The organism is Vibrio sinensis, from assembly GCF_003605645.1.
GTDB classification, from domain to species: domain Bacteria; phylum Pseudomonadota; class Gammaproteobacteria; order Enterobacterales; family Vibrionaceae; genus Vibrio; species Vibrio sinensis.
Genome location: NZ_QVMU01000003.1, coordinates 37,684 through 55,545 on the forward strand (window position 1 = coordinate 37,684; position 17,862 = coordinate 55,545).

The 17,862-nt window shown below is 41.4% G+C and carries 14 protein-coding genes; 4 read left to right on the forward strand and 10 right to left on the reverse strand.

What is annotated here, in order from left to right:
• Positions 1–196: 196 nt before the first annotated feature.
• On the reverse strand, positions 197–1,261 hold the full coding sequence (locus tag DZ860_RS05220; protein WP_120029874.1) for a DUF2955 domain-containing protein: 1,065 nt from the start codon (positions 1,259–1,261) through the stop codon (positions 197–199).
• 10 nt (positions 1,262–1,271) lie between these two features.
• The gene (locus tag DZ860_RS05225) at positions 1,272–2,336 is read right to left on the reverse strand and encodes an HlyD family secretion protein (RefSeq protein WP_120029875.1); all 1,065 of its coding nucleotides are present in this window, start codon (positions 2,334–2,336) and stop codon (positions 1,272–1,274) included.
• A 98-nt stretch (positions 2,337–2,434) separates the two neighbouring features.
• Between DZ860_RS05225 and DZ860_RS05230 the strand changes: the two genes are divergently transcribed.
• Positions 2,435–3,295, forward strand: coding sequence for a LysR family transcriptional regulator (locus DZ860_RS05230; RefSeq protein WP_120029876.1), 861 nt, complete (start codon positions 2,435–2,437; stop codon positions 3,293–3,295).
• A 61-nt stretch (positions 3,296–3,356) separates the two neighbouring features.
• On the opposite strand, the gene DZ860_RS05235 is transcribed toward DZ860_RS05230, so the two are convergent.
• Positions 3,357–4,265, reverse strand: coding sequence for a LysR family transcriptional regulator (locus DZ860_RS05235; protein WP_120029877.1), 909 nt, complete (start codon positions 4,263–4,265; stop codon positions 3,357–3,359).
• A 186-nt stretch (positions 4,266–4,451) separates the two neighbouring features.
• On the opposite strand from DZ860_RS05235, the gene DZ860_RS05240 reads away from it, so the two are divergent.
• Positions 4,452–5,126 (forward strand): NAD(P)-dependent oxidoreductase, encoded by a 675-nt coding sequence (locus DZ860_RS05240; RefSeq protein WP_120029878.1) that lies wholly within the window; start codon positions 4,452–4,454, stop codon positions 5,124–5,126.
• Positions 5,127–5,266: 140 nt separating this feature from the next.
• Here DZ860_RS05240 and def read toward each other — a convergent pair whose 3' ends face one another.
• Positions 5,267–5,773: a peptide deformylase gene (gene def, locus DZ860_RS05245; protein ID WP_120029879.1), complete on the reverse strand. Its 507-nt coding sequence runs from the start codon at positions 5,771–5,773 to the stop codon at positions 5,267–5,269.
• A gap of 301 nt (positions 5,774–6,074) precedes the next feature.
• Between def and DZ860_RS05250 the strand changes: the two genes are divergently transcribed.
• Positions 6,075–6,620 carry a hypothetical protein gene (locus tag DZ860_RS05250; RefSeq protein WP_120029880.1) on the forward strand — a complete coding sequence of 182 codons (546 nt, stop codon included), beginning with the start codon at positions 6,075–6,077 and terminating at the stop codon, positions 6,618–6,620.
• A gap of 87 nt (positions 6,621–6,707) precedes the next feature.
• Here DZ860_RS05250 and dsdA read toward each other — a convergent pair whose 3' ends face one another.
• Together dsdA and dsdX are read right to left on the reverse strand one after the other, a co-directional pair.
• A complete protein-coding gene (dsdA, locus tag DZ860_RS05255) occupies positions 6,708–8,036 on the reverse strand; it encodes a D-serine ammonia-lyase (RefSeq protein WP_120029881.1) in 1,329 nt (442 codons plus the stop codon).
• Between the two features lie 15 nt (positions 8,037–8,051).
• The gene (dsdX, locus tag DZ860_RS05260; protein WP_120029882.1) at positions 8,052–9,389 is read right to left on the reverse strand and encodes a D-serine transporter DsdX; all 1,338 of its coding nucleotides are present in this window, start codon (positions 9,387–9,389) and stop codon (positions 8,052–8,054) included.
• 222 nt (positions 9,390–9,611) lie between these two features.
• On the opposite strand from dsdX, the gene dsdC reads away from it, so the two are divergent.
• The gene (gene dsdC / locus DZ860_RS05265; RefSeq protein WP_120030085.1) at positions 9,612–10,577 is read left to right on the forward strand and encodes a DNA-binding transcriptional regulator DsdC; all 966 of its coding nucleotides are present in this window, start codon (positions 9,612–9,614) and stop codon (positions 10,575–10,577) included.
• A gap of 175 nt (positions 10,578–10,752) precedes the next feature.
• Here dsdC and DZ860_RS05270 read toward each other — a convergent pair whose 3' ends face one another.
• The 4 genes from DZ860_RS05270 to DZ860_RS05285 form a co-directional block, all read right to left on the reverse strand.
• The gene (locus DZ860_RS05270; protein ID WP_120029883.1) at positions 10,753–11,136 is read right to left on the reverse strand and encodes a Rid family detoxifying hydrolase; all 384 of its coding nucleotides are present in this window, start codon (positions 11,134–11,136) and stop codon (positions 10,753–10,755) included.
• A gap of 766 nt (positions 11,137–11,902) precedes the next feature.
• Positions 11,903–13,117: an aromatic amino acid transporter gene (locus DZ860_RS05275; protein WP_120029884.1), complete on the reverse strand. Its 1,215-nt coding sequence runs from the start codon at positions 13,115–13,117 to the stop codon at positions 11,903–11,905.
• A gap of 118 nt (positions 13,118–13,235) precedes the next feature.
• Positions 13,236–14,699: a tryptophanase gene (gene tnaA / locus DZ860_RS05280; RefSeq protein ID WP_120029885.1), complete on the reverse strand. Its 1,464-nt coding sequence runs from the start codon at positions 14,697–14,699 to the stop codon at positions 13,236–13,238.
• A 790-nt stretch (positions 14,700–15,489) separates the two neighbouring features.
• Complete coding sequence (locus DZ860_RS05285; RefSeq protein ID WP_120029886.1) at positions 15,490–17,583, reverse strand: methyl-accepting chemotaxis protein; 2,094 nt, start codon at positions 17,581–17,583, stop codon at positions 15,490–15,492.
• Positions 17,584–17,862 lie beyond the last annotated feature (279 nt).

Genomic DNA, 17,862 nt, shown 5'->3' on the forward strand with positions numbered 1-17,862 from the left:
TAAGTCGTAATTTAATTACAGCCAAACTCAGCAAGCGCACCAAAAAACGTTACATTTTACAAACAATCAATGATCATTTCGCATTTTATAAACCGCTTTGTAGTCGAGATAAAAATTGAGATAGATAAACAATACTTGAACACTTTCGAGCAATTGATAGATTTATGACTATGATCACTTCTTTACCTCGCTCTCATTATTCTTCCTGATGAGCACATGCTTTATTGTTATTGAGTAAAGTAATACGAATCCAGTGGTGCACCAGCCACATCAACATAGCGGTTAATACCACGGCGACAAATATCGAACTAAATCGGTATACGATAGAAAAGAATGCATCTTGCTGCTCAGGTACTAAAGAGGTGGTCAACGGCACACTCAATGCCGCCATCGCCGAAAAGGCAATCGCTCCCTTTACTGCTCCTTTTGTTAACCAATAGCAAAATGGCCCCATCGCAATGGTAAACGCTAGCCAAAACAGCACACCATGACCAAACCAGCTACCCAATATTAACTGCACAGTTAACCCAGCTAAGCAACCTAACCCCGTCCCAAGGATTCGAATTTTTGCCATGGCGAGCGAGCCTGCTAACGTCATAGGTGTTAACACAATCAAAATGGATGCTTGAGCCGAAAGTGAGTCATAGAGATCGGCAACCTGAAATAGGACAAACGCGGTCATTGCGACAACCCACCCCATAGCCACTTGACTGATATAATCAATATCTCTTTTTACGGGCGTGTTCAATGTCGTAGATTGCGATGATGACGAAGCCGATGATAATTCCGTCGATTCGGTCAATAACGTCGTTGTTCGAGGTTCAGGAAAGAACCAATATGCCAACGCACATACCGGAATATTCACTAACGCGATCACCCACAAATTGACATTAAACTCCTCAATATCAATAAAATCATAACTGGCAAAGTTCAAAACAATAGAACCCACCAGCAACCCCATGTAGCCAAACATATAGGTACTCGGTCGCATCATCGCAATACATTTCCCCAACATCATGACTCCTACTGCGACCACTAATAACACGGGGTGAAACTGTAAATACTCCAGAATAAATGTCGCTTGCAGCGTCGACCATATGGCAGAAAACAGCAAAATGAATAGTGTCGGCAAGTGAAAAAAATCTGCGCGGCTGAGAATAAATAGAGGTAGCATGATGGCAAAAAAACCATAGGACCACCCAAATAAAATACTTAAACCCAGCCCTAAGGAACATCCAAACCAAATACGTTGTGTCTTCATGATCGCTACTCTAATAAATAACGTGAAGCCAACTCGCAAGCTGGATCTGTATGTTGGCCATAAGCGTCCAAAATGTACTTTGTTGCGGATAAAGAACGATAGAGGCGCGCGACCCGACAAACAACGATGGCGGCAACATCTCATCGCTAGTGAGGTTGATTCGAGTGCGCTGAGCATCGCGTACCCAACGATTATTCGTCTCTACTTTAGTCAATGCACCATTCGGAAGTTGCTGAGCGGCAGCGACACCATAATCTCTGCTGGCAATAACAAAGTCATAAACTTTACCTGGCTCTGCATCAAACGCGACTAAAGCGTGATAATCCGACGTCACTTTCGCCACCGATTTCTCACGAAAGTCGGCAGCTACCCACATAGATGTTGTAGGTACAAAAGTAAGCAACGGCATATTGGCATTTGCCATAGCTCCGACATCAAGTTGTAAGTTAGTCACGACACCATCACTAGGCGCTATAACTTGCGTATTCATAAGATCAAGTTGAGCTTTCTCTATCCCATTTTTTGCTATTCGAACCGGCGTACTCTGACCTTTAGTTTTACCTAGTTGAGCATCAATGACATTCAGCGCTTGCTGCTCTGCTTTCAATGTCGCAAGAGAGACTTGTTTTTTAGCCAATGCAGCATCTAGGTTCGACTGCGAAATAACTTTCTGTTTTGATAAGGTCGCTAAACGTTGATATTCCCGATGTGCATTATCATACGTTGCTTTCGCACGAGTGATATTGGCTAGAGCCGCCTCGCGTTGTGAATAGAGCGTCGCTTCTTTTTCATAGGCGGACTGCAATGCCAATTGCGCTTGCTCGAGTGCTATTTGATATTTTCGGTCATCAATACCAAACAAGAGATCCCCTTTCTTAACCTTTTGATTGTTATCAACAGCAACCGACATAACTTTGCCAGAAACTTCTGGCGCGACTTGAACCACATAGCCTTGCACTCGCCCCTCGGTTGTAAAAGGCGCATGGCGATCCGCCACAATAATGTACAAAAATAGGACAACAAACAAAATAACTAGGCTGCGCATCCAGTGCTTAAATTGATGTTCGGCGGGCATAACGGATTCCGATTAGTAACTAGAATCGGAATTATAGAGATATCGATCACATTTATGTAGAATGTAAAAACGGCCACAAATGAGCTAAAAATAGGACAATGAAAGCAAACCTCGATGATATTTATCTGTTTACTCAAACGGTACTACATGGCGGGATCAGTGCGGCTGCCCAAGCAAACCATTTACAACGTTCGAAAGTCAGTCGCAGGTTACAAGAATTAGAGAAAGCGCTTGGTTATCAACTATTGATTAGAACCACACGAACCATCGAGCTCACGGATCATGGACAACGCCTATTTTCACTGGTATCCCAACCTATTGAGCAAATCGCGCAAGGGCTTTCTTCCATGAGAGAGCAGCAGCATGAGCTGTCAGGAAAAGTGAGAATAGCGATCCCATCTGCTCTTATGTCTTCTGCTGCTTTCAATACCATCATCAGTGAATACACCACTAACTTTCCAGAGATCAGTGTTGAAATCGAAAATCACCAAGAAAGCGTTGATTTAAAACGCCAAGCTTTTGATTTACAACTTCTTCCTAGCTCAGCCAAAGTTAGTGACGATAGCTACATTCAATTTAGCCTATTACCATACCGCAGCCATCTTGTAGCTTCACAAACGTATCTAGATAGCCACTCCCCCATCATCACTTTAGATGATCTTCATGATCATCGCGTTCTCACAAATCGATACAATGCCAATTTACTCGATACGCACATCAATATAGCTTTAAGATCCGACGACCTTAGTTTATTACGTTCAATGGCCATTGCTGGTGCTGGCGTCGCATTTATCCCGCAAGTACACTCAAAGCCAGCCCTAGATGGCGGACAACTTGTCGAGGTTTTACCGCAAGTCGTTCACCCACAACAACACCTCACTCTTATTTATCCATCGGCACAATTTCTTCCCCATCGAGTCAAAATTTTGATCGACTTATTCCGCGAGCGGTTTCAGTAAAATTGAATTCTGGTAATGTCGATTCATTACCTTGATATAATTTTATTTGATTAAAATCGGGCTAAACATGCTGTAAAATAAAATCAATGCAAGTTTTTATCTTGGGAATCTGATATTTAGCTTGCTGATAAACAACATAGATATCTAAATTCGCGCCCTTACCGTTTGAAATGATTTTTTGTGTAGGTACATCAACTAAGCGCCCGTCACGAAGGTAAGTCTCGACCCACCACTGCGGGAAAAGGGCAATCCCTTCACCGGCAAGAGCCGCATGGATCAAAGCCTCTCCACTATTACAACTGAATATTGGCATATGCTGCACTTGTTGCCATACACCGTCACACTCTATCCACCAAGTTAAAGGAACTCGCCCATGCAGATACTGTAATGTCGGACTCTGTTGTATATTTTCCAGAGAAAGAACGGTTGTTTGGAATTTCGATTGCAAATTCAGCAATAATTCCGGTGTTGCAACCAACTTAAAAGCGGCACTAGACAGTGATTTAGCGACAATACGCTCTTCATGGAGTTGGCCTGCACGGATAGCAATATCCACTGAATCTTGATTGAAATTAACCACACGATCGGAAAAATCCACGTCTAACGTAATATTGGGATATTGTTGCCGAAACTTATACAAAATAGGTAATAGTACCCGCTCGCCAAAACTGACGGAACAACTGATACTAAGTCGCCCTGCCATTGCCGCTTTGCGTTGCGATACTAACTCATCAGCCTCATCAAGTTTTTGTAGCAATGGATATATTTGCTGGTAATAAAGCAGCCCTAACTCGGTCGCTTTTACTCGTCGTGTAGTTCGCTGAATCAGTTCAATTCCAAGTTCTGATTCCAGATCTTTTACTCTGCGTGAAATCGAAGATAGTGGGAGGTTTAGTTCAGCCGCAACTTGGCTAAAGCTATTGAGCTCAACCGTGCGAGCAAAATAACGCAATGCTCTTATTTTATCCATAATCCCTCAAAAATCATCCATGTCAGTACAAAAATCTACCTGTTTATTGTCGTAAAGACAAAGGTGATTTTCATTTTGTTTACTATTTCCCCCCATAGAGCTTCGCTATTGTGAAAGCATTACAACGATAAAGTCACGTAACGACCGGACTCTTGGTCATGTATAGATTAAATAGGAAAAACTATTATGGACAAAAACGTAAAGAAGAAAAAAATTCTCATTTTGGGCGGGTCAGGTGGCGTAGGACAATGGTTGACTCAATTAGCGAATGAACAACAATACCAAGTTACCGTTTTACTTCGCTCAACAAGCCAATATCAACCGCCCCAAGGCGTTCATATCATTCGAGGCAATGTCCTTGACTCACAAGTTATTGATAATGCGGTACAAGGCCAAGATGCGATTATCTCTACAATTGGGATCATGAGATCTCAAGCAAACAACCCTTGGTCTAAACTAATTTCGCCTGTTGATCTAAATTCAAGTCTGTCGAACTCTTTAGTTACCGCAATGAAAAAACATAATATAGAGCGAATTATTGCAATTAGTGCAGCTGGTGTGGCTGAAAGTGAAGCGAGCATGAGCTTAGCGATGAAACTATTAGTCAAACTTAGCAATATTCGTAAAACGTTCAGCGACTTTGCCAACATGGAAACCACATTTTCGCAAAGTGGATTAGATACATTGTGCGTTCGCCCAGTTGGCCTCGTTGATAATCAAGCTCAACGTCTCTCATCCATCGTGGATAAATTTCAGCTAAGTTCTCAAATATCAAAAAAAGATGTAGCGCTATGGATGCTTAATGCAGTTGAAAGACCCGCTAAATTTAGTCATCCCACTGAAATGATTGGTTGGAGATAAGCTGTCCTATCAAAATTATGAGCTGACATATGTGTAAATAACACAGCGCAATGTAAAGCAGGAAAAATAGAGGTTATCGATATAAAAATAGGCAGAAAGCTGCCTATTTTTTTTAGAATCGTTCAATACGGACCCAAGGATTATAAACCTTGTGCTTTAACGTATTTTTTTACCTTTTTCATTGCCATTTGACGCTTCAAAGGCGATAAGTAATCAATGAATAGATTACCTGATAGATGGTCGATTTCATGTTGCATTGCGATCGCTAAGAAACCGTCATTTTCGATCGTTAATGGCTCACCATTGCGATCTAGCGCTGTAACCGTCACTGAAGTGTAACGTTCAACGTCAGCGTAATAATCAGGTACAGAAAGGCATCCTTCTTGACCCATTGCTTTATCGCTACCGCTCACCACTTCAGGGTTAATCAGTACCAAAGGTTCATTACGCTCTTCCGACAAATCGATTACTACAACAGCTTCTTTGCGACCAACTTGAGTTGAAGCAAGGCCAATACCATTATCTGTGTCGTACATGGTTTCAATCATGTCGTCGATCAGTGTTTGAACTGAAGCCACATCGGTGACTTTCTCTGCCGTGATTTTTAATCGTGGATCCGGCGCAGTAAGAATTTCTAAAACAGCCATAATACCTATTTCACTTACAAAAGGGATGCCCTAACAATAGGGAAGCGCGTCACCCTACCTTAAACAACCCCTGTTGACCAGTTCAAAAACACCGCAACTGTGTCACACTCTGAATATATCAAGGAGGAGAATATCAGCAATGAGATACTATTCATGCTATTCCTAAGGCGCAAGCGGCGGTAAAACATCGGAAATTGTCTAACACGCAAACGATGCTGACCAAAAAACCGACAATACAGACCTTAAACGGAGAGGCGAACCTGTGCTGAGCGACGATGAAATTGACGCTATAGAATATTTCATGGACCCAAGTTCCTATGAAATGAAACTGCTCACACCTAGAGGGGTATTGGGTAGCACTATCATTTTAGATGAAGCATTTCGCTCCTCGTTTCAAAGCCGCTTTCTGTGTACCAATGAGATAACCTTAATTAAGGCTCTTCGTGACCATTTGGGCTACCATCAGGTTTACGCGCGATGCACAGATGTGCCGATGCTCACCCAAGGAGCACTAGCCAGTGTATTGATCGTCTGCAACTCAATCGGGCAAAGCCTAAATCAGGGGCTCGAGCACATTTCAAATACTGAAGACGTTCTCTATAATCGCCAAACACCTCCGACTAACTCAGTCGACACGATTCAAATCGGTCACGCATATAACGTCATTACCAACTTTGGTGTTCACACTATTATCATCTGTGAAGCAGATGAGTTGTACTTTCGTGGGGTTATTATCAGTCATGGCGAATTTGCAATTCCCCACCTAGATGAATGCTTACAGCAGTTTTCTATTATCGAGGGGAAAAAACATTATTTGGTCCCTATTGGTCAATATCAATTCCATTAGATTGGGTCTCATTCAATAAAAAATGAAACGGCGCATTGCTGCACCGTTTCTATTAAAAGTCGTTATATTGCTATAACTTCATTTATCTTACTTTGACTTTGCTAGGTAAGAGGCCATTTCCGCTTCAGGTACCATACCGCCACCGGTCGCCCAAACAAGATGAACTGCATTTTGCATCTTCAAATCATCAAATTGCATACGCGTTTGGTATGGCTGATCTTGCGAAACAACAACTGGGCCAACCATACCTGCGAGTGCCGATGGCTCAAGTTTGATACCCTCATGTTGATTCAATAAACCTAGTTGTTGATACATTGCTTCATCTGTCATGGTGTAATAACCATCCAGCAAACGCTCCATAGCACGCCCTACAAAACCAGAAGCTCGGCCAACAGCTAGACCATCAGCTGCTGTAATATTATCAATACCAATTTCCTGAACAGAAACTTCATCATGCAAGCCAGTGTGAACGCCCAACAACATACATGGTGAATGCGTTGGTTCAGCAAAGATACAATGGACATGGTCACCAAAAGCCATCTTCAAACCAAACGCAACACCACCAGGACCACCACCGACACCGCATGGTAAGTAGACAAATAGCGGATGGTTTTCGTCAACGATAATCCCTTGCTCTTCAAACTGCTTCTTCAAACGTTGACCAGCAACCGAGTAACCAAGGAACAATGTTTGAGAGTTTTCATCATCGATGAAAAAGCACATTGGATCTTTTTCAGCTTCTTTACGACCTTGCTCAACTGCAACACCGTAGTCTTGCTCATATTCCACAACATTCACACCATGTTCACGCAGCTTATTTTTCTTCCACTGGCGAGCGTCAGCTGACATGTGAACTGAGACAGCAAAACCCAATTTTGCGCTCATGATACCAATCGACATACCAAGATTACCCGTAGAACCGACTGCGATGCTGTACTGGCTGAAAAACTGCTTAAACTCTTCACTGAATAACTTGCTGTAATCATCCGATTCACTCAGCAAACCCGCTTGTATTGCCAGTTTCTCCGCATGGGTAAGTACTTCATAGATACCACCACGAGCTTTGATTGAACCTGAAATAGGTAGATGACTGTCCTTTTTCAACATCAAACGACCAGTAATTGGCGTATCAAATTGCTGCTCTAAGCTTGTTTTCATCAAATTGATATCAACCAATTCAGACTCAATAATTCCGTTCGTCACTGCTGTTTCAGGGAATGCTTTCACTAAGTAAGGCGCAAAACGGCTTAAACGTTGACTGGCGTCCTCAATGTCATTTTCTCCTAAGCCGACATAAGGTAGTGCTTCTTCCAAACTCGTGATATTTGGGTTAAACCAGCTCAATTCTTCAAGCGCAATCATTTTGTTGAGTAGTGGAAAATCAGTAGTCAGTTTTTGTATATCTAGTGTAGTCATTTTAAGTACCTTCGTTTAAACCATGTACGACAGAATGAATGTACCTGTCAGGGCAACAAATGAAGCGATGAATGTCGCTGTCGTATAATATTTGAATGTTTCTGTCATCGTGGCGCCGCAATACTGCTTCACCAACCAAAATAGAGAATCAGTCACAATGGTGCAACCGATAGCACCAGAACCAATAGCGAGTGTAATAATCTCAGGACTAACGTCTGGGTATAGTGACATTAGCGGTGCAACAATCGCAGTTGCGCCCATCATTGCTACAGTGGCTGAACCTACTGCCGCGTGCAAAATAATAGCGACAGCCCAAGCAAGTAGAATTGGATGCATATCAAGGTTAGAGAGAAGTTGAGCGAGTACATCAGCCAGACCACTGCCCTTTAGCACACCGTTAAACGCCCCACCCGCACCAATAATCAATAGAATGTTAGCAATCGAAGCAAACGCACCTTCCGTTTTCTCTAACAGAGTTTGCATGCCCATATTTTGCTTAATGCCCAGCATGTAATACGCAACGAAGGCAGCAATGAACATTGCGATAATTGGGTTACCAATAAATTCCAAAGCGGTATACAGCGCCGTGCCATTATCCATATTCAGTTCAGCAACGGTTTTCACTAGCATTAAAGCAATCGGTAATAATACCGTGAACAATGTCGCCGCTAAGGATGGCAATTCACTTTCATCTTTTACTTCTAGTGACGTGAATTCACTCGGTACAGATTTAAATGGCAAACGTGAGCCAAGCACTTTAAGGAATAGAGGACCACCAATAAGAGAAGCAACTAAGCCAATCAGCAAGCCATAAACGATCACAGAGCCAATATCAGCACCCAATTCATTGGTCACGAATAAAGCTGCAGGATGTGGAGGAACAATACAATGCACAGCCATCAACGCAGTACAAAGTGGAATAGCAAGATTTAAAAGTGAGGTATTGGTTTTCTTTGCGATAGAAAAAGCGAGTGGAATCAGCAATACAACACCGACTTCAACAAATAGAGTGATACCACAGACCAAGCCAATCAAAACCATGATGACTTCAGGCGATAACCAACGAATTTTTTGTAACGTAATACCGATACGCTCCGCGGCCCCTGAGATTTCCATCATCTTGCCTAGAATGGTACCTAGCCCGATAACAACCGCGAGAAAACCGAGGGTACCACCAATACCGTTTTCAATGGCACTCACCATCTCTAACGGTTGCATACCCATCATGCCGCCAACGTAAAAGCTCGCCATCAAAAGAGCTAAAAATGGGTGTAGTTTAAATTTAACGATCGAAAATACGATCAGCAGGATACTGGAAAGAAGGGTCATGATGACCCAGATTTGTGACTCCATGTTCAAACCTAATTTTGTTGTTGTAATTGCGGTCAATTAAACGTTGATTCTGTTCTGCTGACAAACGATCAATCCTCACTTTCACATGAGCCAAATTCAAACAAGTACGTGATCTAGTCGTGATTTTTCAAATAACTCAACCCATGGTTAATTATTTTTCACCTCAAACACTATAATGCGTAATTCCGGTATTCGGTGATTTCAGTAGGAACATGAAAAATGATGTATACAAAAGACAATATTTTCACTCGAAACCAACGAATCAATAGTTTTCAGTTGTCAAAGCTGCATACGTTTGAAGTAGCAGCTCGTCATGCCTCTTTCTCATTGGCGGCCGAAGAACTGGCAATGACGCCTAGCGCCATCTCACACAGAATCAATAAGCTCGAACAAGAACTAGGCATTGCACTATTCCACCGAACACACAGAAAGATCGCACTGACGGAGGAAGGGGAACGTATCTACCATTCTCTCACTCGTAGCTTAAATGAACTCAATCAAGAGATTTTGGATGTAAAGAGTGGTGATGTGTCAGGTGGTTTAACGATTTATTCTCGCCCATCATTCGCTCAGTGTTGGCTGGTGCCGCGACTGTACGAGTTTAATCAGCGTTATCCATTGATCGAATTAAAACTGCTAACTGGTAACGAAAATATTAATTTCCAAGGTTATGGTATTGATGCTGCGATCTATTTTGACGAGGGTTTACCAGATAAAGTTTGGCGACAAGAGATCATGTCTGAAACGATTATTCCTGTATGCACACAGCAATATGCTCAGCAACATCAGCTTTTCAACACCCCTGAAAACTTAGCTAAAGCCACTCTGTTACACGACAATCAGGCTTGGGACTATAATTCTCATCATGATGAGTGGACAGTGTGGGCTACAGCGAATCAATTACCCTCCATTGATCATATTTCTAGCATAGCATTTGACCGTTCTGACTTAGCGGTTATCGCAGCAATGAACCATGCTGGTGTGGCGATGGGACGATATAATTTGATAAAAAAACGTCTCGACTCAGGAGAGCTTGTTACTCCCTTTCCAAATAGTGAAGTCACTTGCCAACAAAAATACTACTTAGTCACTCCTAGCAAGAAACACTCGCGCAAGCTCGCTTTATTTATTGAATGGTTGATGGAACCTTTACGCGACAATACCCCCAAAAACACGCCAAAATTCTAATGAGAACAATATCTAGATCGGTAAATCTTAGCTAAAGTAATAAGCAGTTTTTTCATAAAAAAAGCTCTCATTAAGTGAGAGCTTTGTTCTATCGGGTGTCATATTGACAGAGAAGTTGAGCTAACATTGATGTCGTTCAACGAGAAAAACGACACCTTGTTAGCTCATATGGTTATTAGCCACGAAACGCCATTACTTCGATTTCAACTTTTGCATCCATTGGCAAACGAGCCACTTCTACACAAGAACGTGCAGGGAATGGTGCATTGTGCGCAGTAAAGAACGCTTCATATGCTTTGTTTACAACAGCAAAATCATTTAGATCTTTAACAAAAACTGTCGTTTTCACGATGTTGTTTGCTTCTAGGCCCGCTTCTTTAATGATAGCTAAAGCATTGTTTAGTGATTGAGTTGCTTGCTCAGCAACATCTTCAACCATTTGCTTTGTTTCAGGGTTGATAGGTAACTGACCAGAGGTAATAACTAGGTTACCTAGATTCACACCTTGTACGTATGGACCGATTGCTGCTGGTGCGCCCTCTGTTTTAACTTCAAACATATCTTTTCCTTATTAAATGATGATATCGCCCTGGCTCATTCATGCACTACGACAATATCGATTAAAACTAAAATATAAAACCTGGCGAATGCCTGTGGCTATTAAATATAAAATAACTCGCAGATAAATTATAACCATTTAACCTGGAGTAATATTAATACCTAGAAATTATCAACGAATAACGCCTAGGTATTAATTTGTTAAAATAATTAGTGCAATCGTTTTATCGGTCTCGAACGATTGCTTTTAAAACAATGCAACAGCCCACGATCATCTAAGTATACACTTTCAAGTTTTGACTGACTCTACTTAGCAAAACCTCTTGACCGTAAAGGTTCTCCCAACAAATCACCTACTTCAATACAAAGGCTAGACAGTTGAAATGAGCGACGTGTAAAAGAAAACTTCAGTTCAGTCGTGTTTTAATCCACCAAAACACTATATACAGAATAAAATATTAAATGCGTTCAGTGTATAAATGCTGCCTATTTTTGTATAACGTATCACACTTTATTATTGCAAAAAAATCAACACACCCATCAGCACAAAATAACATTTCAATAATAGAAAACTAATAACAGCCATTATTTACATTAAAACAAATGTGGGTAATAAACATACAAATATAGCCCAACTGTTTATTAACTTTATTTACCAACATTGAAAGCAAACACAAAAAAGGCTCTTAATTAAGAGCCTTTTAAATATTCAAATCACAACGTTATCGAAATAATAACAATGATATCCGTATGTTGTGCTCGTTAAATTAGCCGGTAAATACTGGCAACATACCAAGCATAGACATGATGTGGAACAGTGCTGTAAAGATACCAAATACCATTACAAGACCAATCATTGCATTGCCACCTGGTGCTTTAAAGCCTTTGTCGTTATCTTCACGTTGACGAGCTTTTCTCACCAATAGGGCTGGGATAATACAAGTCCAAACTGTCGCTGCCGCACCTGCATAACCAATCGCGATAACAAAGCCGAATGGGAATAGGATTGATAGAATCAACGGTGGTAAGAACGTTGCAGCCCAAGTTTTTGCACGACCTTCTTTAGTATCTTCAAACTTGAAGAAGTCAGCTAGGAAATCGAACAAGCCAAGTCCAACACCAATAAACGATGATAGAATTGCAGCCATAGAGAATGTGTTGATTGCGCTCTTCACTTCTTCAGAAGCAATTACTGAGCCTAGCGTAGCTAAAAGTACATCTACGTTACCGCCTTGTGCAATGACAGGGCCAAACTCATTACGTGATAGGTTTCCGTAGATGGCAACTAGCCAAATCAAGTACAAGCTAAGAGCAATAACAGTACCACCAAGAATCGCATATTTAGCGCGGCGCTCTTCACCGTAGTATGCACGCATACTTGATACAGAGTGGTGGTAACCAAATGACGTTAGCGCGACTGGCAACATAGCCATAGCATAAGGAGCGTAGCTTGTTTCCTTATTCATCGTGTCGAATAGAATGCTAGTATCAACGTTAAGTGCTAGTCCAGATACGCCAAACACGAAGCTTAAGACCATGAATACAATAAGAACAACTGAGATTCGGTCAACTGCTCGAGTTGAATGCCATACAAAGCCAGAAAAAAGTAGTACAAAAAGGACAGAGGCGATCTTGCTGTTAATATTAAACATGCCTTCCAAAATAATACCGGAAGAAGTCACGTAGGCATAAAGCAGAATACCACCTACAAAATAAACAGCTAAGTTGTTTATTCTATTTACGTTGTCACCAAGCATATCCTTGGTAACCGTATCAAACGAAACTTTAAGATCGTAATGCTTAAATGCTTCTAAAAGCATCCAGCCAGATATAGTCATAACGGCCATAGTTAATGAGATTGCAATAACTGACCAAGTCGTCCATGCACCAGCACCAGCACTAGGTAAACCCAACATCCCTGCACCCACGCAGACACTGGCTATAATACAGGCACCACCAAATAATGACGGTTTTCCTTTCATAGATTATTCTCTTATGTTGATTCACGTTATTAGATTAGGTTCTTAAGCGATTAGTAATTTTATAAGTATGTTTGCTTAAGAAAAACGCGCCGGGTTGGCGGCGCGTTTTGTGAAGTGATTAAGCTTCCGCTACTGCTTCTTTTTGTGTAGCAGCAACTTCTACAGCTTCAACTTCTTTTAGACGAGCAGTGAAGTGACGAAGTACTGCAGGCTCGTAAGTGAAATCTAAGCCTTTAACATTCTTCGCGTTTTCTTTCACTTTTTGGAACGCTTCAATTACGAAATCCATGTGTGTTTGAGTGTAAGTCGCACGAGGAATCGTTAGACGTAGCAACTCAGCTGGACATGGGTGTTGTTCGCCAGTCGCAGGATCGCGACCTAGTAACAATGAACCGATTTCAACAGCACGGATACCTGCAACTTTGTATAGCTCACAAGCTAGAGCGTGCGCTGGGAATTGACCTGCTGGGATATGTGGAAGCAGTTTACCTGCGTCTACGAATGCAGCGTGACCACCCGCTTGTTGACATACAACACCAATTGCTTCTAGGCCATCAACTAGGTATTGAACTTGACCGATACGGTAAGCCAACCACTCTTGACGCATACCGTCGTAAAGACCAACAGCTAGACGCTCCATTGCGCCGCCTTCTAGGCCACCGTAAGTAGGGAAACCTTCTTGAACCACACAAAGGGTACGACAATCAGTGTAAACATCCATGAATGATTCATCTTTGAAACAAAGTAGACCACCCATTTGTACCATTGCATCTTTCTTCGCAGACATCGCTAGGCCGTCAGCGTATTTGTAAGACTCAAGAGTAATTTGTGCGATTGTCCAATCTTGGTAACCTTCTTCACGTTGTTGAATGAAGTAAGCGTTTTCAGCAAAACGAGCTGAGTCCATGATTACTGGAATGTTGTATTTTTGACCGATTTCGTATACTGCTTTCAAGTTAGCAATAGAAACTGGCTGACCACCTGCAGAGTTACAAGTAATTGTGCTGATGATGTAAGGTACGTTTTGTGGACCTGCAGCTTGGATGCCTTCTTCTAGTTTAACTAGGTCAAAATCACCTTTAAAGTCTGCATTTACAGAAGTATCAAACGCTTCTTCTGTGTACACGTTTTTAGCTACACAGCAGTTTACTTGTGTGTGACCTTGAGTTGTATCGAAGAAGTAGTTTGAGAACGCAACCATCTTAGTGCGATCTAGGCCTCTTTCTTTCTCAGCTTTTTTGATCAGTACAGGGATGTAGATTTGCTCTGCACCACGACCTTGGTGAGTCGGGATAGTTAGGTCGTAACCAAAGATATCTTTCACTGCGTTTGATAGAGCGTAGTAGCTGCGGCTGCCGCTGTATGCTTCATCGCCACGTAGCATTGCTGCTTGCATGTCTTGAGTGATAGCACCAGTACCACTATCTGTTAGCAGGTCAATAAATACATCTTCGCTGTCTAGTAGGAATGGGTTCATACCCGCTTTTAAGATAGCTTCTTCACGGTATTCACGAGTAGTACGTTTTACAGGCTCGATTACACGAATACGGAATGGTTCAGGTAGATGTTTAAAGTTTTCCATGATAAGACCTTTATTATATATAGTGCTTATTCGCACATTAAATTAATTTATTTTATTTAACCCAATCAGTGGAATATTAATTCCAATATAAATCACTCATATGAGAATATAATTCATGGGCTTTTAATTTTTATTTAAACCATAATTTGGTTTATTAATTACTTATAACAAATTCAATAAACAGAAAACAAATAGATACAACATTGATATATATTAATAACAATAATTTAGCATTATTTGTGAGTGCACTTGGGCAATGTTTATTGTGATTCCTCATAAGTTTAAGTAAAGCTCTAGGCTTTACCCGGCGTGGGGTGCCTAAGAGGTTACTCAGAAGATAGTAGGAATGATAATTGGTAATCGCGTGTATACCAAGCTAACGATGTTAGCCATATATTAGATTGCGATTTAAGGTACATGTTCATTGTATGTTCCTATTTCCAACTGCAATGATTTATCCGATGAAGCTATTATTCTCCAAACGGCCTAATTAATATATAGGGTAAATCGTTAAGTGTGATCAGTATAAAAATAAAATAAAGGTCAAAAATATTTATGTCGACAGTATCACAAATAGTACGGCGTTCATATGAACCAGGTTTCTATCGTGTTTTTTTAACCATTAAAATTTTTATAAATTTTCACTCAAATAATAACCCGTTATTGATAATAATAGTTTTAAAGGGAGAAATGAAAAGGTCCGCAACACGTTTTTTTTCGAAATCAACATAAAAAAACAGCACCATAATCGTGCTGTTTTTTATCTTTGAATCATTCTTTTCGAATAAGACTAAATCTTAAACTTATTGAGTTCTCTATCCAGTTCTGCTGAACTTGCCAAAATATCGTCACTAATGTTGACTGATGCCGTCATGCTATCCATCACATCGACCGCGGTATCATTAATCACCACCACATTACGGTTAATTTCTTCCGCCACTGAACTCTGCTCTTCCGCCGCAGAAGCAATTTGGTTATTCATATCGTTAATCACCTCAATTGCTTGATTGATCTCAGCGAGTGCTACTTGTGCAGCATTTGCTTCATCTTTCGTCTCTATCGCCTGCAATTGGCTTTGCTGCATGAGATTAACAATTGATTGGGTATCTTGCTCTAACAAACCAATCATCACACGAATTTCTTCTGTAGAGGTTTGGGTGCGCGTTGCTAGGTTACGGACCTCATCAGCAACAACCGCAAAACCGCGCCCCGCTTCACCCGCACGTGCCGCTTCAATTGCTGCATTCAAAGCCAATAAGTTGGTTTGTTCCGCGATCCCTCCTATCTCCGTAAGGATCCCTTGAATATTAACACTCGACTTTACAAGGCTAATTGTCTGATCTTGAGCTCTGTTTACTTGTTGCGCTAGATTTTCAACAGCAAGTGTCGCATTCGCCATACGCGCCATTCCATCAAGGCTATTCGTTTGAACTTGATTCGCAGCGGTAGCAGCTTGTACAGCTGAACTTGCCACTTCTTGCGCTGTCGCACTCATCTCATTAATCGCCGTCGCCAATGAATTCACTTCATTTAGCTGTGAGTTAAGTTTGAATTTCGATTCTTCAGCGCGAACTTGCCCCTCATTTGCGCGACGGTCAACTTGTACAGCAGTATCTTTCGCTGAACCGAGCATTTCCTGCATGCGCGCTAAGAAAGCATTAAACCAATAAGCAAGCTGAGCCGTTTCATCTTTACCTTTAATATCTAATCGCAGTGTTAGGTCTCCCTCCCCTTGTGCAACGTCTTTGAAACGCTCAACAAGGTTCGTCAATACTCGCCCTAATGACTGCGCGATCATCGTCATTACTCCAAGACCGACAATCATTGCGATTAAACCCGCGAAAATACCCTGCTCTAATGCGCGACCATTCTGTTCTGAGCTCCAGTTTTTAAACGAATCAACACTCGCTTTCAGTTTACTCGTTGGAACAGAAACAACCACAATCCAGGCCGCTCCGGACGTATCGACCGATGTGACTGCATATTCATGGCCGTTAATCGTGATCATGCCAATTTCATTTTGAGTGGCTAGGCTTTGAATACGCGACCATTGAGTCGCCAACGCGCTCGGTACTTTTTTACCCACCGACTTAGCATCACGGCTATTTGCCAATGTAGCCCCTTTCCATGAGGCAATCAAAATACTGCCCTCACCATCAAATAGACCGTTTGCTAACGTTTCGCTTTGCTCTTGTAACTCGTTCAATGCCAAATCAAAGCCCAAAGAACCAATGATTTTTCCGTTAAGTTTTAGCGGTTGACTAATAGTAGTGATCAACTCTTGCTTACCACGTACAGGATACATGTACGGTTCCATCACGAAGGTACGCCCAGTCTCATATGGCATCAGGTGCCACTCATCTTTACGTTCGCCATTACTATTAAGTTCGCTATTAGTAAAGCTTTCCATTGCGACGGCATCAAAACTATTGTTGCTATTTGGTGAGAAAAACGGAGCCAAATAACCTTGGCTATTGATTGCAACAGCGGCATTGCTTTCCGATTCCAAAGGCCAGGTTTTTTCTTCCCATACCATATAACCAGCAAATACAGCTTCATCTTGTGATTCTAGAGAGGCAATAAACTGCTTAACAATAAGATCGGCACCAATGCCACTTTCTGCACTGAGCTCAAGGATAGAACGCGCTTGTGAAAGATTAGCTAATACTGGAAACAATTGGTTAGCGACACTTTTTCCTTGCTCTGATGCGGTATAACGTAAACTAGATAGGGTCGCATCCGTCAATTGTGTGGTGACTTTATCTGTAACGGCTTGGCTTACCTTAGTGAATGCATTCGTAGTCATCCCCATCGCGATGATGAGAGTAAATGCCATTGCTACCCCTGCGCTAGTTGCAATGCGCATCCGTATGCTGTTAAACATGCTTGATTACCTTACTTAACACACTAACTAGTGTGAAATTTAATAAAAGAAAAACAAAGGGTGGCGATTATATAGAACAAAAATGAATGCAGTTCGCAGTAAAATGAAAGATTATGTACAGAATAAAATGCAATATATACAGAGCAACATTCCATATGATTATCTAGCCGAGTGAAAGCACGATATCGATACCGCACATTAAAATTAAGCCACTGATATATTTAGATTTTATTTAATTTTTACTTAAGAATTTACTCGATATGTTATTAGTATAAAAGA

Bases quoted from the DNA above. Each gene is read 5' to 3' on its own strand.
- def (WP_120029879.1), bottom strand. From the start codon at position 5,773: ATGGCTGTTTTAGAAATTCTTACTGCGCCGGATCCACGATTAAAAATC.
- DZ860_RS05275 (WP_120029884.1), bottom strand. From the start codon at position 13,117: ATGAAAGGAAAACCGTCATTATTTGGTGGTGCCTGTATTATAGCCAGT.
- DZ860_RS05235 (WP_120029877.1), bottom strand. From the start codon at position 4,265: ATGGATAAAATAAGAGCATTGCGTTATTTTGCTCGCACGGTTGAGCTC.
- DZ860_RS05285 (WP_120029886.1), bottom strand. From the start codon at position 17,583: ATGTTTAACAGCATACGGATGCGCATTGCAACTAGCGCAGGGGTAGCA.
- DZ860_RS05220 (WP_120029874.1), bottom strand. From the start codon at position 1,261: ATGAAGACACAACGTATTTGGTTTGGATGTTCCTTAGGGCTGGGTTTA.
- dsdC (WP_120030085.1), top strand. From the start codon at position 9,612: ATGTATACAAAAGACAATATTTTCACTCGAAACCAACGAATCAATAGT.
- DZ860_RS05230 (WP_120029876.1), top strand. From the start codon at position 2,435: ATGAAAGCAAACCTCGATGATATTTATCTGTTTACTCAAACGGTACTA.
- DZ860_RS05270 (WP_120029883.1), bottom strand. From the start codon at position 11,136: ATGTTTGAAGTTAAAACAGAGGGCGCACCAGCAGCAATCGGTCCATAC.
- DZ860_RS05250 (WP_120029880.1), top strand. From the start codon at position 6,075: ATGGACCCAAGTTCCTATGAAATGAAACTGCTCACACCTAGAGGGGTA.
- dsdA (WP_120029881.1), bottom strand. From the start codon at position 8,036: ATGACTACACTAGATATACAAAAACTGACTACTGATTTTCCACTACTC.
- DZ860_RS05240 (WP_120029878.1), top strand. From the start codon at position 4,452: ATGGACAAAAACGTAAAGAAGAAAAAAATTCTCATTTTGGGCGGGTCA.
- tnaA (WP_120029885.1), bottom strand. From the start codon at position 14,699: ATGGAAAACTTTAAACATCTACCTGAACCATTCCGTATTCGTGTAATC.
- DZ860_RS05225 (WP_120029875.1), bottom strand. From the start codon at position 2,336: ATGCCCGCCGAACATCAATTTAAGCACTGGATGCGCAGCCTAGTTATT.
- dsdX (WP_120029882.1), bottom strand. From the start codon at position 9,389: ATGGAGTCACAAATCTGGGTCATCATGACCCTTCTTTCCAGTATCCTG.